The sequence below is a fragment of the Natronoarchaeum rubrum genome (assembly GCF_024494695.1).
The window spans coordinates 1-25,802 of sequence record NZ_JANHDP010000006.1; the positions used below are offsets into that span (position 1 = coordinate 1).

The following is a 25,802-nucleotide window of genomic DNA, read 5'->3' on the forward strand; positions in this document are numbered from 1 at the left end:
TTAGTAATAGCTTTAGCCACGCCAAAGCAGAAACTGCTGATCAGTGGCTCAGATCGTTCGCATTTGCATGGAATCAGCTTATCTGAACACGACCACCGAAACACCGCCGCACTTGAACCGGTGGTGTGTGGGTGTGACGAGCCGCCGGGAAACCGATCGATAGCAACGAGAGACACCCGAAGGCAGCGAGAGAGACGATCCACTTGGACGCCGCCCGACGTCGGGAAACGGCGTCACGACCGCTTTACTTGTACTGCTCGCAAACGCGCCGGATACCCTCCTCGAAGTCGATCTGCGGTTCCCAGCCAGTCGCCTCGCGCATCTTCGAGGGGTCGGCACAGGTGTCGTGGACGTACACGTCCTTGGGAATCGGGTTCTCGACGTACTCGGGTTCGACATCGGTACCGAGTTCGTCATTAATGAGGTCGACGACAGTGTTGAAATCGTACGCCTCGCCCGTGCCGAGGTTGTACACGCCGTCGAGTCGGTGCTCGGCCGCCAGCACCAGCCCGCGCACGATGTCCGAGACGTGGGTGAAGTCCCGCGTCTGCGCGCCGTCACCGTACAGTTTGGGCGCCTCGCCGTTCGCGATGTCGTCGGCGAACTGCGCGATCACGTTGGCGTACTCGCCCTTGTGTTCCTCGGCGCCGCCGTAGCCCTGGTACACCGAGAAAAATCGCATCCCCGCCGCGGTCAGATCGTAGTGGTTCGAGAAGTACTCCGCGTAGCTCTCGCGAGCCATCTTCGAGGCCTCGTAGCCCGTGTTCACCGTCACGTCCATGGCCTCGGGCGAGGGGTCGGTCCGACTGCCGTAGATCGACGACGTCGACGCGTACACGACCGTGTCACAGCCGTCGGCTTTGGCCTGCTCGACCACGTTCACGAATCCCTCGACGTTCACCCGCGCGCCCGTCGTCGGGTCCTCCTCGTGCATCGCGTACGACGACAGCGCCGCCAGGTGGAACACCACGTCCACGTCGGTCGGGAGATCCTCCTCGAGCACGCTCACCTCGTGGAATTCGACGCCGTCGTCGAGGTTCTCGGGCGTGCCGAGGTAGCCGTCGTCGACCACGATCACGTCGTTCTCGGCGGCCAGCTCGTTCGCCAAGTTCGATCCGATAAAGCCCGCACCACCGGTCACCAGAATCCGCTTGTCCTGCATTGTTCGAGGAACCCCCGCGGAGAGTGAAAAGGTTATCTACACGATGTGATCGGAGAGGCCGAAGATCGAGAACGAAGCCGCGACAAGAGGGGGAACGAAGCGGCGATAAAAATGACTGAGCCCTCACTCCGTACGGTCGACGCCCGCAATCTCGAAACGGGCCCCGCCCGCCCGCCCATCGGTGACGGTGATCGTCCAGTCGTGGGCGTCTGCGATCCGACGGACGATCGCGAGTCCGAGACCGCTCCGATCCTCGGCGGTCGAGTAGCCGGACTCGAACGCGGCGTCGAGATCGTCCATCTCGAAGCCGTCGCCGTCGTCGGCCACGTAGAACCCCGCCGTTCCATCGCGTTCGAGCGGGCCGACCGTCACCGTCTCCTCGGCCGGTCCGTGTTCGATCGCGTTCTGGAACAGGTTCTCGAGGAGCAACCGGAGGCCACCCCGATCGGACTCGATCCGGATCGAGTCCTCGACGCGGAGCGACACTCCCGGTTCATCGATCGACAGCCAGGCGCTCTCGGCGACCGATCCGAGATCGGTCGGGGACACCTCGTCGAACTGCCGACCGGTGCGGGCCAGCGTCACGACGCCGTCGACCAACTGTTCCGAATTATCCAGAATGGCGGCGGTCCGCTCTATGTGCTCGTCGTCGTGCTGCCGACGCGCCAACTCCAGCGAACTCCGAGCGGTCGTGAGCAGGTTCGACAGGTCGTGAGACAGCACCTGTGCGACCTCCTCGAGCACCTCCTCGTCTTCGAAGTCAGTCTCAGTCAGATCGTTCCCCATCCTCCTGCTCGAACTTTCAGTCATACTAACATAACGGCGATGAATCCCCCGATTGTTGCCCCATTTTCCCGACCCAGAGCGCTCTCCGCCGGCACGATGCGAACGACTCTTTGCCGATCCGGGTGACGGCCGACTCGGACATGTGGCCCTGGGGACACGCCGCCGTCGGATACCTGCTGTACGCCGCGATCGCCCGCGGACGAACCGACTCACGTCCGGCGAGCGGTGCGGCCGTCTGGCTCGCGCTCGGCACGCAGGCCCCCGATCTGGTCGACAAACCGCTCGCGTGGACCGCGGGCGTGCTCCCCACGGGCAGGACGCTCGCCCACGCGCTCCCGATCGTCCTCCCGTTTCTGGCGGCGACCTACGCGCTCGCCGGACGCCGCGGTCACACGGAGTGGGCGTTCGCGTTCGGGCTGGGCTATCTCGCGCACGTCTTCGCCGACGCAGTACCGTCGCTGGCGTGGGGCGACCCGGCGTACGCCCGCTTCCTGCTGTGGCCGCTCCTGTCGGTGCCGCCGTACGACGAGACACAGTCGTTCCTCGCGCACCTGACGGGGATCGATCTGACGGGATACTTCACGGCTCAACTGGTCCTGACGGCAATCGCGGCCGCAGTCTGGTGGCGCGACGGGCTGCCGGGACTCGATGTCCTCGTTGCGGCGTGGCAACGCCTCGGCGCGGCCGTCACCTGAGAGCGGCTGTCTCCGGTCCTGCTGCCTCACAGTGGCGTCGTGGTGCCCCCAGCCACACAGTGGCGTCGTGAGACTCTCCCAACCTCACAGCGGTGTTGCGAGTCCAACCGACCTCACAGCGGCGTCGCGAGTCCACCCGGCCTCACAGCGGCGTTGCGAGTCCACCGTCCCCACAGCGGCGTCGTGACGCCGGGGTTCGCCACGGGGTGACAAACTCTTTTATTTTGGGCGCGAAAGCAACTCGCATGGGACCCTACGAGGGCGACGTACCGTCGGAGTCGATCGACTACGAGCCGGTTAGCGTCAAGGACGTCCTCGTGGAGATGAAAGACACCTCGGAGCTGCTGATCGATCTGTCGTACTCCGCGGTGCTCCACGGGAGCGAGGCCGTCGCCCGCGAGGTTCTCACCTTAGAGGAGAAAATGGGCGTGCTCCAGATGCGCGCCCGGATGAGCTTGATGATGGCCGCGCGCAACCCGACCGACACCGAGCGGCTGGCGCCGGTGCTCGGCGTCGTCGGCGGCGCCCAGAAGATCAGCGACGCCGCCGGCGACGTCGCCAAGATCGTCATCGAGGAGATGGGGTTACCCGAGGCGATGCGGGCGGCGATCCCCGAGGCCGTCGAGATGCTGGTCCGGGGGTCCGTCGCCCGCGACTCCGACTTTGCGGGACGGACGCTCGAAGACGTCAACCTCGAATCCCGGACCGGCGTCCGCGTCATCGCGATCCGCCGGGGGCCGGAGTGGATTCTCAACCCCGGCCCCGAAACCACGGTCGAGCCAGCCGACGTCGTGATCCTTCGCGGTCCCGACCAGTCGATCGCGGAGGTCTACGAAACGTACACCGGGGAGGCCTACGAGCCCCCGGAAGTCGACGAGCCCGGCGTCGCCGACCTGGATCGAGCGGTCGACTCGATCGTCCACATGAAAAACCTCAGCGAGCTCGCGGTCGATCTGGCCTACAGCAGCATCCTCTTCGACAACGTCGAACTCGCCAAGGAAGTCCGGAACTTGGAGGTCGAGGTCGACGCCCTGCAGTCCCGGTTCGAGGCGTGGACGCTCCGGGCCGCCGCCGACGCCGACGACCCCGTCGTGCTGCGCGGGCTGATCCGGCTCGGCATCGCGACCGAGGTGATCAGCGACGCCGCCCTGGAGATCAGCGAGGGCGTGCTGCGAGACATCGAGGTCCATCCCGTCGTCGAGCTCGCGGTCAAGGAGAGCGACGAGATCATCTCTCGGGTCGAGATCGCGCCGGGAAGCCCGCTGGTCGGCACGGACGTCGTCGAGGGGATTCCCGACACCGAGGTGAGCATGAGCGTCATCGCGATCCGGCGGCCCGACGAGGGGTGGCTGCTGGTCGCCGATAGCGAGACCGAACTGGTCGCCGGCGACGTGCTGATCGCCAAGGGGACGCGCACGTCGGCCGAAACCTTCGAGAAGCTGGCGAACGCCTGAGTTCTGCTGCCCTTCCAGCCCTGACAGTAGATAGTAGCGCAGTTTCCTTATTTAGAAATCTGCTTGAGGCGGAGTCAAGTGAGTTCGTTAAGTGCGTGTGCGAATCTCTCAAAAGAATTGCATCAAGGTCCATACCATCGCAGTACCCATTATGAGGAACAGGGCTACACCCCGTAGTCCACAGAAGAGCGTACTCGCTTGTTTCACGAGGTAGTAAAGCCGCGTTGGCCAATCTCGTTATTTTTCACTAAATTGTCGGGGCATTCATAATATATCTCGAACGGAAAATTTATATATGATAATTCTACATATATGACACCGTGGTTTCAAGACGTGAGTTGCTGAGTGGGGCTGCAGTTGGGGTTGCTGGAGTCTGCGCTGGATGTTTGGGGAACGACTCCACTATTTCGGCGTCGATCTTCAACGACGAACTGGTGAAAGACCGCCTGACCGGAGATGGGGAATTGTCTAACACCCGGGAGCAGTTGTTGGCCGATATCGTCGCCGGTGGTCTCACAGACGGGCTTACTGAAGAAACAGAACATTTCACTGGCCCTCCCATGTTGTATCAGGATGCACTCTACGACGTGGTTTACTGGCAGACCGACCAGCGAGAATGCTACCAGTTCGAAGCCGTTCCTGCCGCTGACACTATCGACGGTGAGCAGACACCGTTCGACGAACTCCCAGAGGCCGACCGTCGTGTACTGGAACCGCATCGGTGGCGGTTCGGTGACGAGTCTGGGTCGCTCGATGGACTCGTCGCCTACGAGGAGAACAGGGTCTTTGAGTCAGAACTCGTCGGCAATCAGACGCAGGAGGTGGTTCTCATCGGTGGCGCACCGTACCGATTCGAGTTCACCACGACGAACCCGGACAGCTACATCTTCGTCGGGCAGAGGGTCGCCTCTTCAGTCAGCGAGTATCGCCATCAACTGGTAGATGAACACCAGTTCGAACTATCGGGCCTCTCGGAGGCCGAGCGAGAAATCTTTGAGGATGCCATCGACGGAGGAACTAGTGGTAATTCGGACAACGACGCCCTCACGAGCCTCGTCGAACGGTTCAAAGAATACGAAACGGCTATCGGGGACGACTGGATAACCCGGTGGAGGGGAACGATATATTACGTCTCGATTATATACGACTCCCACTGGTGAGTGTCCTCACTGTTCGTTCCCTTCCATAGCCTGTTGCAAGGTTTCGAGATTACAATGACTGGTACTGATACATCCTTCACCTATACTGAACGGGAATTTCGAGGAGAACTCCGAATAATAAACCGATCTCCAACTACTGCTAATGTCACCGCAACACGGTCAGCGCCACGGCGAACAGGATGACGACGCCCAAGACGTCGGTGACGTTCGTGACGATCGGGATCGTCGTCTCGTCGGGATCGACGCCGAACCGATAGGACGCGTACGTCGCGCCGATGCTCAGCCCCGACGCGACGAGCGCGAGCAACATGCCGCTGCCCATCGAGATCACCAGCAGGTCGACCAGCCCCATCGGCGCGCCGAGCAGGTGGCCGATCGCGAACGCCGCGACGCCAGTGACGCCGAACACCGTCGCCGCGAGCGCGAGCGTCGCGAGCACGTCAACCCACAGCACCGGGTCGCGAGGATCGAACGACAGCGTCCCGAGGTGGAGCCGCGTCGAGAGCCGGGCGCTCAGAATCGCTCCGAGGTTCCCGCCGGTGCCGATCATCACGGGGACGAGCACTGCCAGCACCCGATACTCCGCCAGGAACGCCTCGTACGTGTCGAGCACGAGGCCCGAGCCGAGCTCGAGCATGCTCAGCGCGGCCAGCAGCGGCACCATCCGGCGCACGATGCCGGGGATCGTCCAGGCGCCGACGCCGTCCGCCGAGCTCATCGGCGAAGCACCTCCAGCCGCGCGGCACTCGCCGTGATCACAGCACCACCCCCACCGTCACGAGCGCGACGTAGAGGAAGAACACGCCGAAGATGTCGCCGATCGTCGTGACGATCGGGCCGACCAGGTTGTCGGGGTCCATCCCGCGCTCGTAGCTCGCGAAGATCAGCGTCAGCAGCCCGGCGATCAACACGACCGCCGTCAGCGTCCCCGCGATGAGCAGAATGGCGATCAGCTGAACGAGGCTCGCCGAGTCGCGCCCGAGCAGCGCCAGCAGCGCCCACGACGCCGTCGCGATGAACACCGAGATTGCGACGCCGTTCACGTACGACGCGACGACGGCGTTGACGAGCCGCTGCTGCCACTCGAACTCCGGTTCGAGCAGTCCCTGGTGGATGCCGCTGGCGACGCGCGCCCCGAGCGAGCCGTACACGTTCCCCCGGGTCGCCAGAAACGCTGGCAGGAGGAGCCACATCCCGGGGAACTGCTCGAACGCGCGGGTCATCGCGTCCGAACCCAAAACTGTGCCGGCGATCAATCCGCCGACGAGGCTGGCCAGCAGGACGGGCAGGGACTCCCGGTAGACCTGCCAGACCTCCCGGCGGACGTCCATACGCGACTGTCATCCAGTCGAATGTTAAACCTACCGAGCGTCCGCGGCGGCATCGGCCGCCGTTCGCCGACCGCTCGCCCCCGATCCGTCGTCGCGTCCGACCCACTCGTACCCGTCGGCCGCCTCCCGGATCGTCCCGTCGCGTTTCCACGCCTCGACGACCTGCCGGAGCCCCTCGCGGTAGGTCGGATGCACGGGCTCCCAGCCGGTCGCGGACCGAAATTGCTCTGCGGTCGTCGGCATCGGCTGCGAGAGCAGCGTCGCGTTCTCCGCACCCACGAACGCGCGCGCCAGCCACGCGGGAATCCGCCGCGGCGCTGACGCGTCGACCCGATCTACGAGTTCGCCGAGGAACTCGGCGGCGGTCGCAGGGCGGTCGTCGACGACGTGGAACAGCCCGGACGCCTCGGCGTCGACGGCGTCCGCGAACGCCGCGGCCGCATCGTCGGCGTGGAGCCAGGACAGTTCGGCGTCGCGCCGACCCAGCGCCCCGCCGCCGACGACCGGCAGCCGCCCGGCGAGCAACTGCTCGCCGAACTGCCGGGTGTGGGTCGCGTCGGGCGCGTAGAAGAAGCCACAGCGCAGGATCGCGGCGTCGAAGCCCCGCTCAGCGCCGGCGTCGCGCAGGTAGTCCTCGGTCTCCGCCGCCGATCGGGTCGCGCGCGTCGGATGCCGCGTCGCGGTCTCGTCGAACGCCGAGCCGTCGGGCTGGCGGGCGACCCAGACGACGCTGGGAAACAGGATTTGGTCCGCGTCGTCGCCCGCGACGGAGACTATGTTTTTCGCGCCCTCCAGCCTGACGCGGTCGTTTCGCTCCCACGCGGCCTCGCTCGGCTTCGACTCGGTCGGAATCGCGGTCGCGGCGTGGACGACGGCGTCGGGCGCGTCGATCGCCCGTTCCAGCGAGTCGCGATCGAGCACGTCGCCGCGCCGCGGGACGCCGCCGCGCGCCTCGATCAGTTCCGCGGCCGCGTCGTCGCGCGCTAGACCGACCACACTGTGACCGCGAGCCGCGAGTCGCTCGACGAGCCTGCGACCGAGAACGCCAGTCGCGCCGGTGACGAACACTCTCATGACGGGATGAGCTACGTCCCCCGACGCCGAGTCTCCGCTGCGGGACTGGCCCGGGAGCTTTAACAGCGGCGTCCGTAGCCGCCGCCGATGAAGCACGTCCGGCTGACCCTCGACGCGGGCGGCCGCGAGGCCGAGATCCACCCGATGTACGACGTGATGGCCAACGCGCCGTTCGTCGAGCGCGCGACGGCGATGCACTGGAACTACTCGGGCGAGGAACTCGGCATCATGCACTACGTCGAAGGCGACGCCGAGCGGTTCCGGGCGGCCGCCGAGTCGTTCCCGGAGGTGATCGACATCGAACTGACGCGCGCCGGCGCCGGCGAGTTCTACGCGTACGTGCTTGACGCGACGAACGAACCGGTACGAAAAATGTTCGAGGCGGTCGATCGAAGCCCGGCTGTCGTGATCCCGCCGATCGAGTACGCGGCCGACGGGACCGTGTCGTACTCGGTGTTCGGCCCCGGCGACGAGATCCAGGCGGCCATCGAGCGGCTGCCCGACCCGGTCGACGTGACGGTCGAAGAGATCGGCGGCCTGGCCGCGGTGCCGGGCGTCGAAGCGGGGCTACTGAGCGATCGCCAGCGGACGGCGATGGAAGCCGCACTCTCGCTCGGGTACTACGAGATCCCCCGAGAAGCGAGCCACGAGGACGTCGCCGAAGCGATCGGTTGCGCGCCGAGTACGGCCGCCGAGCACCTTCGGAAGGCCGAAGCCAAAGTCGTGCGATCGGTACTCAGGACGTAGCGACGCAAAAAACACGACCGCGGACCGCGAAGGTTCGGCCCTACTCCGCCGGATGCACGTCCGTCACGGTGCCGACGCCCTTGCTCTGTCCCTCGCGGAAGACGAACCGCTGGCCCTCCTCGACGAGGTAGGGCCGGAACTTGAACCGGACCGTCGCCCGGCCCTTGTCGCCGGGCAGCAGCGTCCCGCCCTCGGGGTAGAACGCGGCGGCCTCGCTGACGGTTTCGAGGTGGACGACCGGCTCGTAGCCGTCGTCGATCCGCGTCGGGTGGTTGAGCACCATCACCTCGGCCTCGAACTCGCGCACGGCGGTCGGCTCGGACTCCCGGGGGATCAGCACCATCCCGCGCTCGACCTCGGATTCGGGGATTCCCTTGAGCGCGATGCCGACGATCCGGCCGGCCTCGGCGTGGTCCACACGGTGGTAGTGCATCTCGATCGACCGGGCCTCGACCTCGCGGAACCCGCCATCCGGCATCGGCCCGATCAGGAGTTCGTCGCCCGCCTCGACCTCACCGGACATGATCGTTCCCGAGGCGACCGCCCCGACGCCGGTGACGTTGTAGGTGCGGTCGACGTACATCCGGAACTCGCCGTCGGCGCCGGCAGTCTTGGGCAGGCGCTCGAACAGCTCGTCGAGCACGTCGACGCCCTCCATCCGAACGGCGCTGGTGGTGACGATCGGCACGACCGTCTCGCCGATCTCCTCGACGGCGGCGTCGACGCCGTGGCGATCGATCCGCAGCGGCGAGCGGTCGGCCTCGCGGAGCATGCGCTCGATCTCTCGCTCGACTTCGCGCAGGCGGTCCTCCGAGACGACGTCGGCCTTGGTGATCGCGACGATCGTCGGCAGCTCGGTGGCGAGCAACACGCCGAGATGTTCGCGGGTCGTCTTGGTCGGTCCGTCGTCGGCCGCCACCGTCAGGAGGCCGTAGTCGAGCTTCTGGCCGACCAGCCCGCGGATCGTCGTCCGGAGCCACGGCTCGTGGCCGACCGTGTCGACGAACGACACCAGCCGGTCGGATTCCTCGACGATTCGCGCCCGATCGGACTTGCGGTGGGGATTGTCCATCCGGACCGGGCCGTCGTCGTCGAAGCCGTACACAGCGTACGACAGGTCCGCCGAGAGGCCGCGTTCGACCTCGTGGGGCTGGACGTCGAGATAGCCACGCGTCCCGCCGTCGCCGTCGTCGGCCTGCCCGGTCACGAGCGAGCCGACGAGCGTGCTCTTGCCGTGGTCGACGTGCCCCGCGGTGCCGACGACGATGTGACTGTCGTCGACGTCGAGAATGCCGCCCTCGCGGATCGTCGCGACGCCGACCAGTCCGCTCGTCGCGTCCTGCCCGACGGCGTCGCCGCGAGTGCCGCCGTGCGTGCCGTCGCCGCGCCCGCCCTCGCCACCGGCGTCGCCCGGCGGCGAGCGGTTCGCCGCGGAGTCGGCGTTCGACGGATCGACGCCCCACGTCTGGACGTCCTCGATGTGGGCGCCGGCCTCCTCGGCCAGCAGGCTCAGCACGTCCATCGACTCGGAGAACTGCGCGGGCGGAATACCAGCCAGTCCGCCCTCGTCGGTGACGCCGACGACGTACGTCGCCTCGCCGTCGCCCGAGAGCACGCGGTGACGGAGCTGGGCCGCCAGGCTCTCGCGGCGACCGTCCGACAGGTGCACGTCCCGCTGGAGTCGCTCCTTGAACTCGACGCTGCCGCCTTCCCGCTCGCCGCGCTCTATCGCCCGCTCGAGCACGGCCCGGTCGGGGCTCATATCGCTCGCTTAGGGAACCGTTACCAAAAGACTTCCCACCGACAGACAGTGACACGCACGATTCGTCCGGCTGAATCGGCCGATCGTCGAGTGAGAGGGGCCGCTCCGAGGCGGAAGTCAGCGTTTCGAGAAGCAAATACCCCGTAGCTCGAAGTCACCGCACCGCAGGTCGCCGCCCCGACTCAGCCCTCGGTATCGAACCGAACGCCATCGAGATCGACCCGGAGTCCGCCGGCGTCGCTCTCGCCGAGCGAGAGCCGCCAGCCGTGGGCCTCCGCGACGGCGCGAGCGATCGACAGCCCCAGTCCGGGCCGGACCTGCTCGGTCGAGTATCCCGCTTCGAGCGCCTGCTCGCGCTGGTCCTCGGGGATTCCGGGTCCGTCGTCGGCGACGAACAGCCCCGTCTCGGTCGCGCCCACGGTGATCGTCACCGGGGCGTCCTCGGTCGAGCCGTACCGGATGGCGTTCTCGAACAGGCACTCGTACAGCTCGAACAGGCGGTTGTACTGCCCGGAGACGGTGGGAATCTCCTCGACGACGAGTGTCGCTTCGGGCGGCTCGAGTTCGCCCCAGCACGAGCGGACCAGCGACTCGACGTCGATCGGATCGAACCGCTCGACGCGCTTGCCGAGACGGGCCATCGTGACGACGGCGTCGCCGATTTCGCCGATCTCCGCGAGCGCCTCGTCGACGTGCTCGAAGTACTCCTCGTCGCCGTCCCGGCGAGCGCGTTCGAGATACCCCCGGGCGATCGTCAGCGGGTTCTGGAGATCGTGGCTGACCACGCTGGCGACTTCCTCGATCCGCTCGTCGGGCGAGCGGACGCCGTCGGGTCCGGACGCGCCCGCGTCGGCGTCGTGCGGTACATCTGCGGCGGTGGCTTCGGCGACGGCGTCGCCCGCGGAAACCGTGTCGGCGCCGCCGTCGGTCGCCTGTTTGGCGTCCGTGCGTTCGGCGGTCGGTTGTTCGGCGTCCGTGCGTTCGGCGGTCGGTTGTTCGGCGTCCGTGCGTCCGGCGGTCGGTTGTTCGGCGTCGACGCCACACTCCGGCGACCCGACCGACACGGCCGTGTGGATTCGATGGGCCAGCAATGTGAACTGTGCGGGACGGCCCTTCTGAAGGTACTCGGTCGCACCGGCGTCGAGCGCCCGCTCGACGAGCGCCTCGTTGTTCCGTGCGGTAAAGAGGAGACAGGGCACGCCGGGAGCGCGCTCCCGCACGCGCTCGACCAACTCGATGCCGTCGCTCGTCCCCATGTCCAGATCCGTGACGACGCAGTCCACGTCGTCGACTGCCAGCAGTTCGAGCGCAGCGTCGGGATCGTGGAGCGTGGTCACGTCCAGCGAATCGTCCTCCACCGCGAGGTAGTCGGCAGTCAGCGCGGCGAACTCCTCGTCGTCGTCGACGTGCAGGACGGTGACCGATTCTCGCATCTACCCGAGAATACTGCCCCGGATACATATCTCTTATTGCGATATATTTCTTGTCAGACACTACATTTACTTACCGCCTACCGGCAGGTATTATGAGAGTTACCGGCGGAAAACAGCCCGCCAGCTATCCGTCGTCGGTCAACGTCTCGTAGGCGCGGTTCACCCGCTTGAACGCCTCCTCACTGCCTTCGTCGGTGTCCGGATGAACCGACTTGACCTTCTGCCGGTAGGCCTTCTTGATCCGGGCCTGGTCGGCGTCGGGCGTCACGCCGAGCACCCGGGCGGCCTCGGCCGGCGTCGGGCCTTCGGCGACCGCCTGACTCCCGTTGCGGGCTCGCTGTCCGCGTGGTCCGCCGCGTCTGCGACGCCCGCCTCCCTCGCCGCCACGGCGGGCGCCGGCGAACGGCCCGCGGGTGTCGCGGAACCGCTGCTCGCGCGGTCCGGCGCCGAAGCCGCCTCGGGACTGCTCCCGTCGCTCGTACTCGCCGGCCGCGGCGCGCTGGCGGACGCGATCGGCCATCCGTCCGGAGGCGTGGTACCACACCAGATACGACGCCAGCCCGAACGCCGCGGCGATGGTGAGGAAAAACAGACTAAAGCGAAGCGCGAGAACGAACTGCAGGACGGCCATGACGGCGAAGACGCCGGCCAGGGCCATCAAGAGCGGCGATCGCTGCACGGATGGGCGTACGTGCTCCAGCATTCATATACTCTCGTGCGCCCCGGAGATCCGCCGGAAGTCGCGGTTCGCGCGTGCGGGAGGGTCAGGTGGTCGACAGTCGCAGGACCGATCCTCAGCTCTCGATGCGGACGGAGCCCAGCTTCGCTCGTTCCCACTCGTGGCGCTGCCTGAGGCGGTGAAACCCCTTCTCAGTCAGCGAGTAGTAGTTCGTCCGCCTGTCGAGTCGGCCCTTCTCGACGAACCCCTCCTCGACGAGCGTATCCAGATTCGGATAGACGTTCCCGCGGTTCACGTCGGTCGTCGCCTCAGCCTCGAAGCGCGCTTTGATGTCCTGTCCCGACGGTCGATCCGTACTCGCGATGATGAACAGGAGGTCCCGCTGGAACGCCGTCCTGTCGAATAACGTCATACGCTCACTCCCTCGATTCGCACTATCGTTATTTGCTATCTGAAACGACGTATGCTTCTGTTACTCGGTAAATAACATCTTTCGAGTTATAGCAGTCACCGAGATTACACCATTTTCCCGTCATCACGGCCAGAAGCTCGCGGTCAGACCGGCTCGCCGAACGCGTACACGGTGCTGTGGCCGGTCACCTCGACCTCCAGGAACTCGCCGACCTCGACGCCGCGCTCGCCGGCGTTCTGGACGATGATCTGGCGGTAGGCGCCGTCGCGGCACTTCACGGAGTCGCCGGTGCCTTCCTCGACGGCCAGCACTTCGCGCGTCTCGCCGACCATCGAGTCGTAGGCCTCGGCGACGATCTCCTGCTTGAGTTCGGACATCTCCTTCGAGCGGTCCTTCTTGACCTGCCCGCCCAGGCCCTTGAGGTCGGCGGCGTCGGTGCCCGGCCGCTTCGAGAAGCGCGTGACGTTGACCTTCTCGGGACGAGTCTCTCTGAACAGCGCCATGCTCTGGGCGTGGTCGCGGTCGGTCTCGCTGGGGAAGCCGACGATGAAGTCCGTCGAGAGCGTCCAGTAATCGAGCCGGTCGTCGAACGTCTCGACGACCTCGACGAACTCCTCGACTTGGTGCTGCCGGCGCATGTCGCCGAGCACGTCGTTCGAGCCCGACTGGACGGGCGCGTGGATGAAGTTGTACAGTTCGTCGTGCTCGGCGAACACGTCGGCCAGCTCCTCGCGGATGCCGTGGATCCCCTTCGGATTGGCCATCCCGACTCGAACCCGAAAGTCGCCGTCGATCTCCGAGCAGATACGATCGAGCAGGCGGTGGAGCTTGCGCTCGCCCTCGTCCCAGCCGTAGACGCCGGTGTCCTGCCCCGTAATTCGAATCTCCTTGGCGCCCGCGTGAACGAGCGCGCGGGCCTTCTCGACGTTCTCCTCGACGGGCGGCGAGTCGATCTTGCCGGTGGCGTGCTTGGTGATGCAGTACGAGCAGTCGCTCATGCAGCCGCGGGCGATCGGCAGGATGCCGACGACGCCGTCGAGGATCGGCTCGGTGCCCGCCGTCGTGGTCGGACACTCGCCGTTGCCGACGGCGTTGGGAACTTCGTCCCAGTGGAGCACGCGAGCGTCGATGCCCGCGTCGGCGAACTCCTCGCCCTGCGCGATCGCCATGCAACCCGTGACGATCAGGTCGGCGGTCTCGGACTGGAGTTCCTCGGCCCGACGGAGCATGTTGCGCTCGGTCTTTTCGACGACCGTACAGGAGTTCATGATGGCGACGTCCGCCTCGGACGGCCCCTCGACGGGTCGGTGGCCCGCGTCGCGCAGTTTGCGCTCGATCTGCCGGCTTTCACCCCGGTTCGACGTGCAGCCGTAGGTCTCGATGTGGTAGCGGGCCATCGCGTCGTCACCGAATGGGGGCTGCGCGGCAAAAAGCACGACGAAACCACCCGCGTCTCGACGGCGCGCGAGGCTCACGGACGCCCCGTGTTGTTAGTGACCGTTTGGCAAACGAAAGAAGCGGTCCATATGGACCCTGGCCGGTGGAAACGTCGACGAATACACATATGACGAAATTATTCATCCAAGAAGTGTCGAAAGATGGATGAAGATATAAGTAGCAGCTAGCTAAATACTGGTAGCATGGTTGAAAGGAAATTCACAGTAACCGCCGGCGCGGCGACGTCCGCCCTCCTCGTCGCCGTGCTCGTGGTGAGCATCATCGGCGCGGCCGGCACGAACGGGGCCGCGCAAACGAACATCGACGGCGCAGCGATACAGTCGGCAGAGAACGTCGACGCCGCCGACGAGATCTACGTCGAGGAGAACGGCGACGCCGTCCTCGTCTACCAGACCGAGGAGGACAGCGACGCCAGCAGCGACCTTCGGACGATGGACATCGGGATGTCCGCCAGCGAAGGGCTGGCCCACGTCCTCGTCGAAAGCGATTCCGAAGAGCTCGAGGAGAACGCCAGCGGCGGGCTGACGCTGCTGCTCGAGCAGGATCGCTTCGTCGGGAACGGTACGTTCGGCATGGATCAGCCCGAAGAGCTCGAATCGCTCGCGCTCGACGTGACCGGCGAGCGAACCAGCGAGACCAACACGTTCGACGCCGACTTCTCGGCGTCCGTTCCCAACGAGGGCGGAGCGGCTCAGCTGGAGTCGTTCCAGACCAGCGGCCGGATGAGCACGTCGGCCGACACGTTCTCGACGAGCGGCCAGTTCGAGGCCACCGCGGCGATCCCGACCGACGTGGCGTACGATCTGAGCGTCGAGGACACCGGGTCGGGCTACAGCATGACGATCGACCGAACCGAACCGGTCAGCTCCTTCCAGGCCGGTAGCTGGGAGGACCGTGCCGCGGCCAAGCAGACTCTCGAAAGCCAGTTCGGCGGCATCGCCGAGAGCTTCGGCGGCACCAGCACCGTGACGATCGACGACTACTCCTTCGAGGAGGCAAGCACCGGCTACACGCTGGACATCTCCTACACGGTCGAGTACGAGAACGTCAAGGACGGCGTCGCGAGCGCGCTGGAGACCCAGCTCGCGCAGGACTCCGAGCTCGGTCTGAGCCAGGAGGAGGCCAGCACGGTCGCACAGAGCATCGTCGACGTCGAGCTCCGGACGCTCGAAGCCAGCGTCGAGACGACCGACACCGGCGCCACGGGTAGCTGGGAGGTCGAGGTCGCTAACTACGGCGATGCGGTCAGTTCGACGCTCGACATCGCCGAGAGCCAGTCGACCGACGAGAACGTCACCGAGAGCATCCAGCAGATGCAGACGATGCTCGACGCCCAGCAGGCTGCGGACCTGCGTCAGACCGTCGAGTGGTCCGCGAACATGAGCGCGACCGAGGAGACGATCGACGTCGGCGCCGAGGCCTCCAGCGACACGGAGAACTGGGCCGCGTACGTCGACGAACTTCAGGACAACGGCATCGACGCCGCGCAGAACGACGTCACGATGGATCTGCACGCCGAGACCGATGGCGAGCGTCTCAGCGCGGATATGTCGATGAGCGTCGAGCAGGAGGATCTCGTCGGCACGATGGTCGACTCGATCATCCAGTCGGCGTCCCAGGATCCGTCGACCGGCGAGGAGACCGAGCGCATCCTCCAGCAGCTCAAGAACTCCGAGTTCCAGACCGGCAAGATCGACGTCGGCGTCGACTCCGAGAGCGTGACGATCGAGGCCGGCGCCAAGTTCGACAACATGTCGGCGCTGGGCGATCAGGTCAGCGAGGCGTTCGGCGGCCACACCGTCACGCAGATCGCCGGTAACCTCGGCGACGAGGACTCCGGCGAGATGCACGTCCACGTCGATGGGCTCGTCGAGTCCGGCGCCGACGAGGACGCCGTCAGCGACCTCGCAGTGGCCAGTTCCTCGACCGAGATCAACACCGGCGGGGACTGGGACCGCTCGTTCAACACGATGGACACCGAGCGCGCCGAGCAGTTCCTCGGGTTGAACGACGATAGCAGCGAGAACGACGAGGCGTCCGACTCCAGCCTGCCCGGCTTCGGCCCGGCCGTCGCGACGATCGCGCTGGTCGGCGCCGCGCTGCTCGCCCGTCGCCGAGACTGAGAACGACACCGAACCCCGCAGCCGACGATCTTTTTTCGCGCGCTTACCGACCGTCGAGATACTCCGCCGCGATGGTCGCGCCGCCGCTGGCGCCGATCCGCTCGGCGCCGGCGTCTATCAGTTCGCGAGCGCGCTCGTAGCTGCCGATCCCGCCGCTTGCCTTCACGGGACGGTACTCCGCGAGCAGTTCGACGTCGTGAACCGTGGCGCCGCTCGAAACGTTCGGGTCCGCGGGATCGGCGAACCCGGTCGCGGTCTTGAGATAGTCGGCGTCGGCGTCGACCGCCAGCTCGGCGATCCGCCGGAGTTCGGCGTCGTCGAGCAGCGGCGCCTCGACGATCACTTTCACCGGCGCGGCGACCGCGGCGACGACCTCCGCGAGCTCCTCGCCCACGGCGTCGTCCTCGCCGGCGCGCAGCCGCCCGACGTTCGCCACCACGTCGACCTCGTCGGCGCCGGCGCGGACGGCGTCGACCGCGGTCTGCACTTTGATCGCGGTCGGCTCCTGACCGTGAGGGAACCCGGCAACGGTGACGAGTCGGACTTCGGGCGCGTGGGCGACGGCCTCCGGCACGTAGCACGGCGGAACGCAGGCGTTCGTGCCGTACTCGTCGGCTTCGTCGAGCACCCGGCGGACGTCCGCCGGCGTCGTCTCGGGGCCGAGGACGGTGTGGTCGATCCGCTCGGGGAAGTCGGCGTACTCCATGCGCCCGTCGAGAGCGGCCAGCGAGAAAAAGCCGCAGGTCGACGCCGAACGTCGCCCCGACGGCTTTTGTCGTGCCAGTCCGTACCACATCGCATGGCAGACGACGAGCCCGCCGGCCATCCCGACGCCGATCTATCCCTCCACCCCGACGTCGAGGCGACCGCGGCAGCGATCGCCGCGATGGAGATCCGCGGCGCGGCCGCCATCGCGGACGCCGCGGCGGCGGCGCTGGCAACCCAGGCCGAGACGAGCGACGCCGAGACGCCGGGAGCGCTTCGCGCGGAGCTTCGCGCCGCGGCCCGGCGGCTCCACGACACCCGACCGACCGCGGTGAGCCTGCCGAACGCGCTCCGATACGTGCTCAAGGAACTGGACGAGGTGGCCGCGGCGGCCGACGGACGGGACGTCTCGACGCTCCGAGCCACGGTCGTCGAGCGCGCCGCGGAGTTCCGGGAGACGGTCGCGGCCGCCCAGTCGCGGCTCGGTCGCATCGGCGCCAACCGGCTCCGGGACGGCGACACGGTGCTGACCCACTGTCACTCGACGGACGCGCTGGCCTGCGTCGAGGCCGCGGTCGAGGACGGCAAGGAGATCGAGGCGATCGTCAAGGAGACCCGCCCGCGCAAGCAGGGCCACATCACCGCCCGCCAACTCCGCGAGTGGGGCGTGCCGGTGACCCTGATCGTCGACGGCGCGGCGCGACGTCACCTCCGATCGGTCGACCACGTGCTCGTCGGCGCCGACAGCATCGCGGCCGACGGCTCGGTGATCAACAAGGTCGGCACCAGCGGGCTGGCGGTGGTCGCCCGCGAGCAGGGCGTTCCGGTGATGGTTGCGGCGGCGACGATCAAGCTGCACCCCGAGACGCTGACCGGCCACACCGTCGAGATCGAGCGCCGCGCCGAGAGCGAGGTGCTCACCGACGAGGAGCGGACGGCAATCGTCGGCAGCAACGAGGGCGAACGTTCCGACGACGGGAGCTTCGCCGTCGACAACCCAGCGTTCGACGTGACGCCGCCGCGGTTCGTCGATGCGATCGTCACCGAGCGAGGCCAGTTCCCGCCCGAGAGCATCGTCACGCTGATGCGCGAGCTGTTCGGCGAGGACGTCGCGGCGCCGTGGACGCGATAGCAGGACCGAGAGACGCGATAGCGTGGTCGAGTGACTCGGTAACGCGGTCGAGTGACTCGGTAACGCGGTCGATGAACAGCAGCGGAGCCGATGGACGCTTCTCCCACGGGGGCCCGAATGTTTTCTATCGGATGTTAGTAAGTAATTAAAGCGCATCCAACCGGAAGGTTTTCACGGTTGCCGTTCGCCTTCGTCAGATATGGTATTACCGGAAGGGTTGGCGATGCCACCGCTGCCGTACGCGATCGGGCTCGTCGTGGGGGTGATCGGAGTCGTCGGACTCGTCTACCTTCTCCGGCCGCCGGTGACGAACTGGACGGTCGTCGCGCTGTCCCCGTGGCTGGCGGTGGGCGGCGTCCTCCACGGGCTCGAACGGCTGGGGACGTTCCCCGGCGGCGTCGAGCCGCTGTTCGGCGCGCCGGCGGTGTACGCGACGATGGCGATCGTCACCGGGCTGGCGTGGGCGTTCGCGGGCGTCTCCGCGGAGGTCCGAACCCACGGATCGACCGACCGGACGCTCGGAACGATCGGCGCCGCGATCCTGATCACCTTCTCGGTGTTCGCGGTGTACCAGGGGATCAACAACGGGACGCTCGCGCCGTTCTGGCCGGTGATCGCGCTCGTCGTCTCCGGTGTCGTCACCGCGATAGCGTGGGTGCTCCTGAGCCTCGCGTTCACGGAGTCGGCGTCGGTCACCGGCGCGACGGGCGTCGTCGTGATCGCCGCCCACGCGATCGACGGCGTCTCGACGGCGATCGGCTACGACGTGATCCCGAACGTCAGCGAGCGGACGCCGCTCTCGCGGCTCGTCCTGGAGATCGGGGACGCGCTGCCGACCGCGGAGCTGATCGGCGCAGGCTGGCTGTTCGTGTTCGTCAAACTGTTCATCGCGAGCGCCGTCGTCGTGCTGTTCCGCGAGTACGTCAAAGAAGAGCCCACGCAGGCGCGCCTGCTGCTGGCGCTGGTCGCCGCGGTCGGGCTCGGTCCGGGGATCCAGAACCTGCTGGTGTTCGCGATCGGCGGGCTGTAGGGCCCGACAGCGTTTTCTCCCGCGGCGCTCAGTTTCGAACAGACCGTATGGCGCGCGTTCTCACCGCCGGGCACGTCAACTGGGACGTGACGCTGGCACTCGATCGGCTCCCTCGCCCCGACGGCGAATCGCTGGTCAAGAACCAGTACCGCTCGGGCGGCGGGAGCGCGGCCAACGTCGCCGTCGCGCTGGCCGGTCTCGACGTCGACGCCGGGCTGATCGGCAGCGTCGGCGACGACGAGAACGGCCGGCTCGTCCGGCGCGAACTCGACGCCGCCGGCATCGACGTCGGCGGGCTCGCGACGGTCGCCGACGCCGCCACCTCCGTGAAGTACCTGCTGATCGCCGACGACGGCGAGGTCGCCGTGCTGGGCAACGACGGCGTCAACGAGGCGATCGGTCCGGACGACGTCGACCCCGAATGCGTCCGGCGGGCGGATCATCTCCACCTGACGAGCCAGCGCCCCGAAACCGCCGCCAGACTCGCCGAGATCGCGGTCGACGCCGACGTGCCGGTGAGCTTCGACCCCGGCCGGCGGCTGCCCGATCGCGACTTCTCGCGCACGTTCGAGCTCGCGGACCTGGTGTTTTGCAACGACCGTGAGGCCAGCGCCGTCGCCGAACTCGAGGATTCGCTGGCGGCCGACTGCACGGTGGTCGTCAAGCGGGGCGCCGACGGCGCCGCGGCGCTGGACGCCGAGAAAACCTGGCGTCACGCGGGCTTCGGCGTCGATCCGGTCGACACCAGCGGCGCCGGTGACGCCTTCGCTGCGGGTTTTCTGGCGGTCTGGCTCGATGATGCCGATCACGAGCGCGCGCTCGCGGTCGGCAACGCCTGCGGGGCGCTCGCCGCCGAGCGAACCGGCGCGCGGACCGCGCTTTCGTGGGCCGAAATCGAGACCGTGCTGGGCGAGTAGCGTCACCGACGACAAGCGCGCGTTTTTTCTCGCGTTCGGGTGAAGGAGTTCCCATGGCGAAACAGCCCCACCTGCTGGTCGAATCGGGAGACCTCGAAGACGTCGCGCTGCTACCGGGAGATCCCGGGCGCGTCGACCGCATCGCCGGCCACTGCGACAGCTCCGAGGTCGTCGCCGAGAACCGCGAATACAAGATCGTCAACGCCGAGTACGAGGGGACGCCGCTGACGATCTGCTCGACCGGGATCGGCTCGCCGTCGGCCGCCATCGCGATCGAGGAACTGGCCGCGGTCGGCGTCGACGCCGTGCTCCGGGTCGGCACCACGGGAGCGCTCCAGTCCGGCATCGAGATCGGCGACATGGTCGTCGCGACCGGCGCCGCCAAGGACGAGGGCACGACGGGCCGCTACGAGTCCGACACCTACCCCGCGGTCCCCGATTACGAAGTGCTGTCCGGGCTCGTCGACGCCGCCGAAGCCAACGACGAGGATGTCCACGTCGGGCCGGTCGCCACCGACGACGCGTTCTACGCCGAGACCGACGAGTACGTCGAAGCCTGGGACGAGGCCGGCGTGCTGGCCGTCGAGATGGAGGCCGCGGCGATCTTCACGCTCGCCCGCCGGAAGGGTCTCCGCTCGGGCGCGATCTGCACGGTCGACGGCAACCTCGTCGAGGGGACACAGAAGGGCGAGACCGACGCTGACGAACTGCCCGAGAAGGCAAAGAACAACGTCGAGCGGGCGATCGACATCGCGCTCGACGCCGCGGCGTCGCTCTGAGGCGGCGCTCCGAGTCGTTCTGACGCCACTCTCCGAGTCCGCCCGCGACGACCGTTCGAACTCCGGCGTCTCGACGCCGCAGCCGAACGACGGCGCTAAAACACGTACTCGTCGTCGTGGCCCATCATCCCGTCGTCCTCGAACCCGGCCTCGTCGTCGTCCATCGGGCCGCTGGTCTTGTACGCCTTCAGCCCCGTCGAGAGCAGTTCCTCGACGGCTTCCTCTCGGGTGACGAACTCGTCCTGTTCGACCATCTGCGCGATCTGCATCTCGAGCTGCTCGGGGACCGTGATCTCGACGTTCGCCATCTGACAGCTATGGCTTCGGCAAAGGGGGATTTAACTGTTGGTGGGAGTGCGAAGTGCGGCGACGCGAGTCGCTCGATCGAGGTTCCGCGGCGACGACGAGCGTCCACCGCGACGCGGATGTGAGAGTCACGCACGGCGCCGGGGTGCCATCGAAGCCCTTATTGGCGCACTCGCCGTTCTCCACCGTAGTAACCATGGCAGAGAAACCGGCCTCGATGTACCGGAATATCGATAAGCCGCCCTACACCCGCAAGGAGTTCATGGGCGGCATCCCCGGCTCGAAGATCGCACAGCACCAGATGGGCGACCTCCAATCGGACCCCGAGGACTACCCCGTCCAGATCAGCCTCGTCACCGAGGAAGAAGTCCAGCTCCGCCACGGCTCTCTGGAGGCGTCCCGCCTCTCGGCGAACCGCCACCTCATCAAGGAACTCGGCGAGGGCAACTACAAGATGATCCTCCGGAAGTTCCCCCACCACGTCATCCGGGAGAACAAGCAGGCAACCGGCGCGGGTGCGGACCGTGTGTCCGACGGGATGCGTCAGGCGTTCGGGAAGATCGTCGGCACCGCCGCCCGCATTCCCGAGGGCGACCGCATCTTCACCGCCTACTGCACCGTCGAGCAGGCCACCGTCGTCAAGGAGGCCTTCCGCCGGTCGTACAACAAGCTCTCGCCGCCCTGTCGCATCGTCGTCGAGCGCGGCGAGGACAAACTCGTCTCCTGACAGAGACCACTCTCCCCGATTCCTGCCCACCGCTTGCTTCGTTCGATCAGTCTGCCGAAATTGGTGAGAGCAGCCACGACGAGGCCGGCCGACGCGGTTCGTTTTTCCAGCGGGAATTCGCGGCCGTAGCCGCGGTCGATCGACGACTCGACGCAAGTTTACGGCACGTATTAGTCAGTATCCGGAAACTCCCGGACGGCATCAGCGTAAAATGGCTTCTTACCCTCGCGAACCCCGCGTAATGGTTCGCATTACTATAGTGATCACCCACAATGCAACCAGTATGTCAGTGCTCGACCGGTTGCTCGGAGCCGACGAGAGCGCGAATTCAGTGGTCTGCGAGTGTCGACGGTGCGGAACGTCCGTCGAGCCGACCATCGTCGTCTGCCCCGAGTGCGGCGCCCGGGACGTCGTTCGCTACGAGATTTAGCCGCAGTTCGTCTCGCCGCCCGCTCAGTCTGACTGAACTCCGAGCGCACGCTGTAGCTCCGTCGCGCCGGCGTGAGACGATCCCGGTCCCCGGGCCGTGAGCAGGTCGCCGTCGACGCGGACGCTCTCCTCGGCGTCGAGTTCGGCGTCCCATTCGGCGCCGACCGCCGTCACCTCGTCCTCGACGTAGTAGGGAAGCTTCCGGCCGTCGGGCATGCGATCGTTCTCGTCGACGATGTTCTCCTCCCAGTCGTTCGGGAACCCGGTGATCTCCCGCCCGTCGACGAGGATCTCGCCGTCGCTGTCGCGCGTAAAGGCGAGGATGCCGACCGCGTGGCAGACCACCATCGCTTTGCCGTCCTCACCCTCGACGGCCTCGCGCAGCAGCGTGCGAGCGTGACGGTCCTGGTTGACGTCCCACTCGGTGCCGTGCCCGCCGGGGAACACGACGGCGTCGTACTCGTCCGCCGACGCCTGGGCCAGCGGCATCGGGTCGGCCATGCGCTCGTCGTTCTCGTGGACGTCTTTGACGCGCTCGGCGGTCTCCTCCCCGACCTCGTCGGGATCGATCGATCGGTCGTCGACGACCGGCTTGCCGCCGCTCGGCGTCGCGACGTCGATGTCGACCCCGGCGTCGGAGAGCAGTTCCAGCGGCGTCACGCATTCTTCTCCCCAGTAACCCTCTTCACTGACGACGAACAGAGCAGATGTCATCATCGGATGTAGGGCGAGCGACTCAATAAAGGACCGCCACCGCCCAGTCGCTGGCCGCGGCCGACGCACCCAAAAGAATCGGATCGCTGGCCGCCCCACAACCGTCGGCCGACGCGCTCACCGGGCCCGCCAAGCGACCGCCAGACAGACGACGCCGACGGCGACCAGCGCGACGCCGACCAGCAGGAACTCCAGGATCGCCGCGGTGGCGCCCGCCGCGAGGCCGGCGACGCCCGCCGCTCCGGCGACGGGCGCGAGAACCTGTCGCCGCGCCTCCTGTGCGGCGAGGCGCCGCAGTTCGGCTTCGTCGCGTGGCTCCTCTCGGTCGTCGGCCGCGGCGGCGAGGTCGCGCACGGTCTCGACCTGGGCTTCGAGCGACGACGCCGACTCCCGCGCGTCCGCTGCTACGTCCCGGGCGTCCGACGCCGTCTCGCGCGCCGATTCGGCGTCCGCGCGAACTTCGTGAACACCCTCGTCGACAGCATCGACGTCCTCCCTGACCGCGTCGAGGCCCTCCCTGATCGCGTCGACGTCCTCCCGAACGCTGGCCAGCGCCTCGGCGTCTGCGGCGTCGTCGAGCGATGACTCCGCGGCGTCGACTCGTTCTTCGAGATCATCGACGGTGGATTCCAGCTCCGCAACCGTCCCGTCGAGATCGTCGAATCGCTCGTCGTGGGCTTCGAGCCGTTCGTCGTGGTCGTCGAGTCGCTCGTCGTGGGCTTCGAGCCGTTCGTCGTGGTCGTCGAATCGCTCGTCGTGGGCTTCGAGCCGTTCGTCGTGGTCGTCGAGTCGCTCGTCGTAGTCGTCGATCCGACCCGACAGCTCGTCGATATCGGCTTCGGCGTCGTCGATCCGCGACGCGGCGTCCTCGACCGATTCGCGGAGCGCAGCGGCGTCTTCGGCGTCGGCGAGTTCGCCCTCGATGTCGTCGATTCGCTCGCGAGCTGTCGCCAACTCGGTCCGCAGTTCTGCCACCGTTTCCGCCTCGGCGAGGCCGTCGACCTCGTCTTCGAACGATTCGACGGCCTTGACGATCGTCCGGACGTCTTCGTCGATCGTGCCGACCTCGTCCTCGACGGCGGCGACCTCGCTCTCGACCGCACCGACGTCGTCGGCGACCGCGTCGACCTTCGAGTCGACGCTCTCGACGGCCGCCTCCTGCTCCTCGACGCGGTCGGCCAGCGCGTCGAGGCGATCGGTAGCGGCGGCGAGATCCTCGACCAGATCGTCGGTCGCCTGCCCCTCGGCGTCTTCGAGCCGGTCGGCCACCGCCTCTATCTCGGCCGACAGCTCGTCGACGTCGTCACGGAGCGCCGCCGCGTCGACCGCGGCTAGTTCGTCGACGCGGGCAGAGAGGTCGTCGATATCGGACTCGACGCCGTCGACGGCGTCCGCACGGGCAGCGACATCCGCGAGATCGTCCACGCGCTCGGTCAACGCCGCGACTTCCGATTCGAGGTCGTCGACCGCCGCGCGGAGTTCGGCGTCGTCGCCCGCCGCGTCGGCGACGGCCGCACTCGCCCCAGCAGTCGCGTCGGCGCCGTCACCGCCGGGGAGCCCGCTCGAACCGCCCGCGGCTCCGGACGCTCCATCGGCGTCGTCCGTGAGCGTCGACTGTGCCCCCTCGACTGGCGCCGCGGCGTTGTCGGACGCCGCTGGCTCCTCAGCAGGGCTCGACGCCACGGCCAGCGCGGGCACGAAGTCGGCGTCGTCGAGCGCACGTTCCGGCACCGCGGCGTCGGCGTCGCGCTCGGTCGCAGCGACGAGCGCGCCGCGAGCCGCCGCCGTGCGGGGATCGTCTGCGACGCGAACATCGCCTATCTCGAACGGGAGTTCGACGCCGGCGAGCGCGTCGGCCAGCGCCGGTGCGACGCCGTCGGGGATCGATGCGTCGCCCGCCACCGCGACCGGTACCGGCCCATCGTGATCGAGCGCGTCCGAAGGGAGATTCCGGGCGAGCTGTTCGGCGACGTACGATAGCAGGTTCTCGTAGTACACCGAAAGCACGCCGTCGACGCCGTCGTCGCCGGGGCGTTCGAGGTCGAACGCGTCGCGCTCGGCGGCGACGGCTTCGATCGGTCGGTCGGTCGCCTCGGCGACCTGCTCGTCGATCCAGCGCCCGCCGCGCGCGAGGCCGACGCGGGCGACCGGCGCGCCCCGATCGAGCAGGACGGCGTCGGTGGTGCCGGCGCCGAGCGCGATCGCCAGTCCGGTGAGATCCTCGTCGGCGAGTTCGGCGTAGCCAACCGCGGTCGCCCGGTCGATCGGGACGGGATCGTATCCGAGGGTGGTCAGTCGGTCGCCGAGCGTCCGCCGGTGGTAGAGCGCGTCTCCGCCGGCGTCGACGGGGGCGGGCGGCACGGCGTAGCCGATCGGCTCGCCCTCGGCCTTGGCCTCGCCCGCGACGCGGGCGACGAGCAGTTCGAGCAGGTCGGCGCCCGCGTCGCGGTCGCCCGCCAGAATCCCCGAAGGCAGGAGCTCCTCGGTCGTCGCGTTGAACATGTCCGCGAAGTCCGCGGCGGCGTCGCCGACCGCGAACGCGCTGTCGCCGCGCTCAACGTACTCGGCGTCGGCGCTCGAGAGCATGTCCAGCACCATCTCGTCGGTCGGGAGTTCCACGTACGCGGCGCGCTCGGTCCGCGCGTCGCCGCCCTCTGGTGCGACGACCGCGTGGCGCGCGTCAACGTCGAGTCCGGATGCCATCTGTTATCGCAGGCTATACTCGCCGCGTGTAATGGTTGTTGCGCCGACGAACCTCGATTGATCGCGCCCGCCGGCCGCGCTCCC

At 67.4% G+C, this 25,802-nt stretch carries 25 protein-coding genes and 1 pseudogene; 12 read left to right on the forward strand and 14 right to left on the reverse strand.

Annotated features, from left to right (window positions below):
* Positions 1-86, forward strand: a pseudogene (locus NO931_RS15220) (IS6 family transposase); the annotation flags it as partial.
* Positions 87-244: 158 nt separating this feature from the next.
* Here NO931_RS15220 and NO931_RS15225 read toward each other — a convergent pair.
* Together NO931_RS15225 and NO931_RS15230 are read right to left on the reverse strand one after the other, a co-directional pair.
* The gene (locus NO931_RS15225) at positions 245-1,162 is read right to left on the reverse strand and encodes an NAD-dependent epimerase/dehydratase family protein (protein WP_256393213.1); all 918 of its coding nucleotides are present in this window, start codon (positions 1,160-1,162) and stop codon (positions 245-247) included.
* A 123-nt stretch (positions 1,163-1,285) separates the two neighbouring features.
* Positions 1,286-1,948, reverse strand: coding sequence for a sensor histidine kinase (locus NO931_RS15230; protein WP_256393214.1), 663 nt, complete (start codon positions 1,946-1,948; stop codon positions 1,286-1,288).
* Positions 1,949-2,088: 140 nt separating this feature from the next.
* Here NO931_RS15230 and NO931_RS15235 point away from each other — a divergent pair, with 140 nt between their 5' ends.
* From NO931_RS15235 to NO931_RS15245, 3 genes are all read left to right on the forward strand, one after another.
* Entirely contained in the window at positions 2,089-2,643 is a 555-nt protein-coding gene (locus NO931_RS15235) for a metal-dependent hydrolase (RefSeq protein WP_256393215.1), read from the forward strand.
* Positions 2,644-2,888: 245 nt separating this feature from the next.
* Complete coding sequence (locus NO931_RS15240; RefSeq protein ID WP_256393216.1) at positions 2,889-4,097, forward strand: potassium channel family protein; 1,209 nt, start codon at positions 2,889-2,891, stop codon at positions 4,095-4,097.
* Between the two features lie 320 nt (positions 4,098-4,417).
* Positions 4,418-5,257: a hypothetical protein gene (locus NO931_RS15245; protein ID WP_256393217.1), complete on the forward strand. Its 840-nt coding sequence runs from the start codon at positions 4,418-4,420 to the stop codon at positions 5,255-5,257.
* A 145-nt stretch (positions 5,258-5,402) separates the two neighbouring features.
* Here the strand turns inward: NO931_RS15245 and NO931_RS15250 are convergent, their stop codons facing one another.
* From NO931_RS15250 to NO931_RS15260, 3 genes are read right to left on the reverse strand one after another with little or no spacing between them, the layout of a single operon-like run.
* Positions 5,403-5,975: a magnesium transporter gene (locus NO931_RS15250; RefSeq protein ID WP_256393218.1), complete on the reverse strand. Its 573-nt coding sequence runs from the start codon at positions 5,973-5,975 to the stop codon at positions 5,403-5,405.
* Between the two features lie 37 nt (positions 5,976-6,012).
* Entirely contained in the window at positions 6,013-6,588 is a 576-nt protein-coding gene (locus NO931_RS15255) for a magnesium transporter (RefSeq protein ID WP_256393219.1), read from the reverse strand.
* Positions 6,589-6,618: 30 nt separating this feature from the next.
* Positions 6,619-7,662, reverse strand: a complete 1,044-nt coding sequence (locus NO931_RS15260) for an NAD-dependent epimerase/dehydratase family protein (RefSeq protein ID WP_256393220.1) — start codon at positions 7,660-7,662, stop codon at positions 6,619-6,621.
* Between the two features lie 87 nt (positions 7,663-7,749).
* On the opposite strand from NO931_RS15260, the gene NO931_RS15265 reads away from it, so the two are divergent.
* Positions 7,750-8,409, forward strand: a complete 660-nt coding sequence (locus NO931_RS15265) for a helix-turn-helix domain-containing protein (RefSeq protein ID WP_256393221.1) — start codon at positions 7,750-7,752, stop codon at positions 8,407-8,409.
* 40 nt (positions 8,410-8,449) lie between these two features.
* On the opposite strand, the gene NO931_RS15270 is transcribed toward NO931_RS15265, so the two are convergent.
* The 5 genes from NO931_RS15270 to NO931_RS15290 form a co-directional block, all read right to left on the reverse strand.
* On the reverse strand, positions 8,450-10,171 hold the full coding sequence (locus NO931_RS15270) for a GTPBP1 family GTP-binding protein (protein WP_256393222.1): 1,722 nt from the start codon (positions 10,169-10,171) through the stop codon (positions 8,450-8,452).
* A 182-nt stretch (positions 10,172-10,353) separates the two neighbouring features.
* Positions 10,354-11,604 carry an ATP-binding response regulator gene (locus NO931_RS15275; protein WP_256393223.1) on the reverse strand — a complete coding sequence of 417 codons (1,251 nt, stop codon included), beginning with the start codon at positions 11,602-11,604 and terminating at the stop codon, positions 10,354-10,356.
* 124 nt (positions 11,605-11,728) lie between these two features.
* Complete coding sequence (locus NO931_RS15280; protein WP_256393224.1) at positions 11,729-12,283, reverse strand: J domain-containing protein; 555 nt, start codon at positions 12,281-12,283, stop codon at positions 11,729-11,731.
* Positions 12,284-12,398: 115 nt separating this feature from the next.
* Positions 12,399-12,695 carry a PadR family transcriptional regulator gene (locus NO931_RS15285; RefSeq protein WP_256393225.1) on the reverse strand — a complete coding sequence of 99 codons (297 nt, stop codon included), beginning with the start codon at positions 12,693-12,695 and terminating at the stop codon, positions 12,399-12,401.
* A gap of 143 nt (positions 12,696-12,838) precedes the next feature.
* Positions 12,839-14,092 carry a tRNA (N(6)-L-threonylcarbamoyladenosine(37)-C(2))-methylthiotransferase gene (locus tag NO931_RS15290; RefSeq protein WP_256393497.1) on the reverse strand — a complete coding sequence of 418 codons (1,254 nt, stop codon included), beginning with the start codon at positions 14,090-14,092 and terminating at the stop codon, positions 12,839-12,841.
* A gap of 243 nt (positions 14,093-14,335) precedes the next feature.
* Here NO931_RS15290 and NO931_RS15295 point away from each other — a divergent pair, with 243 nt between their 5' ends.
* On the forward strand, positions 14,336-16,276 hold the full coding sequence (locus tag NO931_RS15295; RefSeq protein WP_256393226.1) for a PGF-CTERM sorting domain-containing protein: 1,941 nt from the start codon (positions 14,336-14,338) through the stop codon (positions 16,274-16,276).
* A gap of 43 nt (positions 16,277-16,319) precedes the next feature.
* Here NO931_RS15295 and deoC read toward each other — a convergent pair whose 3' ends face one another.
* Positions 16,320-16,982 carry a deoxyribose-phosphate aldolase gene (deoC, locus tag NO931_RS15300; protein WP_256393227.1) on the reverse strand — a complete coding sequence of 221 codons (663 nt, stop codon included), beginning with the start codon at positions 16,980-16,982 and terminating at the stop codon, positions 16,320-16,322.
* 93 nt (positions 16,983-17,075) lie between these two features.
* Between deoC and NO931_RS15305 the strand changes: the two genes are divergently transcribed.
* From NO931_RS15305 to NO931_RS15320, 4 genes are all read left to right on the forward strand, one after another.
* Positions 17,076-18,113 (forward strand): ribose 1,5-bisphosphate isomerase, encoded by a 1,038-nt coding sequence (locus NO931_RS15305; RefSeq protein WP_256393228.1) that lies wholly within the window; start codon positions 17,076-17,078, stop codon positions 18,111-18,113.
* Positions 18,114-18,312: 199 nt separating this feature from the next.
* Positions 18,313-19,143: a DUF63 family protein gene (locus NO931_RS15310; protein WP_256393229.1), complete on the forward strand. Its 831-nt coding sequence runs from the start codon at positions 18,313-18,315 to the stop codon at positions 19,141-19,143.
* Between the two features lie 47 nt (positions 19,144-19,190).
* On the forward strand, positions 19,191-20,060 hold the full coding sequence (locus NO931_RS15315) for an ATP-dependent ribose-1-phosphate kinase (protein ID WP_256393230.1): 870 nt from the start codon (positions 19,191-19,193) through the stop codon (positions 20,058-20,060).
* A 53-nt stretch (positions 20,061-20,113) separates the two neighbouring features.
* Complete coding sequence (locus NO931_RS15320) at positions 20,114-20,839, forward strand: guanosine phosphorylase (RefSeq protein WP_256393231.1); 726 nt, start codon at positions 20,114-20,116, stop codon at positions 20,837-20,839.
* A 95-nt stretch (positions 20,840-20,934) separates the two neighbouring features.
* Here NO931_RS15320 and NO931_RS15325 read toward each other — a convergent pair whose 3' ends face one another.
* Positions 20,935-21,147: a DUF7120 family protein gene (locus NO931_RS15325; RefSeq protein WP_256393233.1), complete on the reverse strand. Its 213-nt coding sequence runs from the start codon at positions 21,145-21,147 to the stop codon at positions 20,935-20,937.
* 194 nt (positions 21,148-21,341) lie between these two features.
* Here NO931_RS15325 and NO931_RS15330 point away from each other — a divergent pair, with 194 nt between their 5' ends.
* Positions 21,342-21,872, forward strand: coding sequence for a 50S ribosomal protein L16 (locus tag NO931_RS15330; protein ID WP_256391803.1), 531 nt, complete (start codon positions 21,342-21,344; stop codon positions 21,870-21,872).
* Positions 21,873-22,155: 283 nt separating this feature from the next.
* Positions 22,156-22,302, forward strand: coding sequence for a PhlB family protein (locus NO931_RS15335; RefSeq protein ID WP_256393234.1), 147 nt, complete (start codon positions 22,156-22,158; stop codon positions 22,300-22,302).
* 23 nt (positions 22,303-22,325) lie between these two features.
* Here the strand turns inward: NO931_RS15335 and NO931_RS15340 are convergent, their stop codons facing one another.
* On the reverse strand, positions 22,326-23,015 hold the full coding sequence (locus NO931_RS15340; protein WP_256393498.1) for a type 1 glutamine amidotransferase domain-containing protein: 690 nt from the start codon (positions 23,013-23,015) through the stop codon (positions 22,326-22,328).
* A gap of 117 nt (positions 23,016-23,132) precedes the next feature.
* On the reverse strand, positions 23,133-25,718 hold the full coding sequence (locus NO931_RS15345; RefSeq protein ID WP_256393235.1) for a disk-shape morphogenesis protein volactin: 2,586 nt from the start codon (positions 25,716-25,718) through the stop codon (positions 23,133-23,135).
* Positions 25,719-25,802: the final 84 nt, after the last annotated feature.

Excerpts from the sequence above, each read along its gene's own strand:
- NO931_RS15225 (WP_256393213.1), bottom strand. The coding sequence starts at position 1,162 with ATGCAGGACAAGCGGATTCTGGTGACCGGTGGTGCGGGCTTTATCGGA.
- NO931_RS15230 (WP_256393214.1), bottom strand. The coding sequence starts at position 1,948 with ATGGGGAACGATCTGACTGAGACTGACTTCGAAGACGAGGAGGTGCTC.
- NO931_RS15235 (WP_256393215.1), top strand. The coding sequence starts at position 2,089 with ATGTGGCCCTGGGGACACGCCGCCGTCGGATACCTGCTGTACGCCGCG.
- NO931_RS15240 (WP_256393216.1), top strand. The coding sequence starts at position 2,889 with ATGGGACCCTACGAGGGCGACGTACCGTCGGAGTCGATCGACTACGAG.
- NO931_RS15250 (WP_256393218.1), bottom strand. The coding sequence starts at position 5,975 with ATGAGCTCGGCGGACGGCGTCGGCGCCTGGACGATCCCCGGCATCGTG.
- NO931_RS15255 (WP_256393219.1), bottom strand. The coding sequence starts at position 6,588 with ATGGACGTCCGCCGGGAGGTCTGGCAGGTCTACCGGGAGTCCCTGCCC.
- NO931_RS15260 (WP_256393220.1), bottom strand. The coding sequence starts at position 7,662 with ATGAGAGTGTTCGTCACCGGCGCGACTGGCGTTCTCGGTCGCAGGCTC.
- NO931_RS15265 (WP_256393221.1), top strand. The coding sequence starts at position 7,750 with ATGAAGCACGTCCGGCTGACCCTCGACGCGGGCGGCCGCGAGGCCGAG.
- NO931_RS15270 (WP_256393222.1), bottom strand. The coding sequence starts at position 10,171 with ATGAGCCCCGACCGGGCCGTGCTCGAGCGGGCGATAGAGCGCGGCGAG.
- NO931_RS15275 (WP_256393223.1), bottom strand. The coding sequence starts at position 11,604 with ATGCGAGAATCGGTCACCGTCCTGCACGTCGACGACGACGAGGAGTTC.
- NO931_RS15285 (WP_256393225.1), bottom strand. The coding sequence starts at position 12,695 with ATGACGTTATTCGACAGGACGGCGTTCCAGCGGGACCTCCTGTTCATC.
- NO931_RS15290 (WP_256393497.1), bottom strand. The coding sequence starts at position 14,092 with ATGGCCCGCTACCACATCGAGACCTACGGCTGCACGTCGAACCGGGGT.
- NO931_RS15295 (WP_256393226.1), top strand. The coding sequence starts at position 14,336 with ATGGTTGAAAGGAAATTCACAGTAACCGCCGGCGCGGCGACGTCCGCC.
- deoC (WP_256393227.1), bottom strand. The coding sequence starts at position 16,982 with ATGGAGTACGCCGACTTCCCCGAGCGGATCGACCACACCGTCCTCGGC.
- NO931_RS15305 (WP_256393228.1), top strand. The coding sequence starts at position 17,076 with ATGGCAGACGACGAGCCCGCCGGCCATCCCGACGCCGATCTATCCCTC.
- NO931_RS15310 (WP_256393229.1), top strand. The coding sequence starts at position 18,313 with ATGGTATTACCGGAAGGGTTGGCGATGCCACCGCTGCCGTACGCGATC.
- NO931_RS15315 (WP_256393230.1), top strand. The coding sequence starts at position 19,191 with ATGGCGCGCGTTCTCACCGCCGGGCACGTCAACTGGGACGTGACGCTG.
- NO931_RS15320 (WP_256393231.1), top strand. The coding sequence starts at position 20,114 with ATGGCGAAACAGCCCCACCTGCTGGTCGAATCGGGAGACCTCGAAGAC.
- NO931_RS15325 (WP_256393233.1), bottom strand. The coding sequence starts at position 21,147 with ATGGCGAACGTCGAGATCACGGTCCCCGAGCAGCTCGAGATGCAGATC.
- NO931_RS15330 (WP_256391803.1), top strand. The coding sequence starts at position 21,342 with ATGGCAGAGAAACCGGCCTCGATGTACCGGAATATCGATAAGCCGCCC.
- NO931_RS15335 (WP_256393234.1), top strand. The coding sequence starts at position 22,156 with ATGTCAGTGCTCGACCGGTTGCTCGGAGCCGACGAGAGCGCGAATTCA.
- NO931_RS15340 (WP_256393498.1), bottom strand. The coding sequence starts at position 23,015 with ATGACATCTGCTCTGTTCGTCGTCAGTGAAGAGGGTTACTGGGGAGAA.
- NO931_RS15345 (WP_256393235.1), bottom strand. The coding sequence starts at position 25,718 with ATGGCATCCGGACTCGACGTTGACGCGCGCCACGCGGTCGTCGCACCA.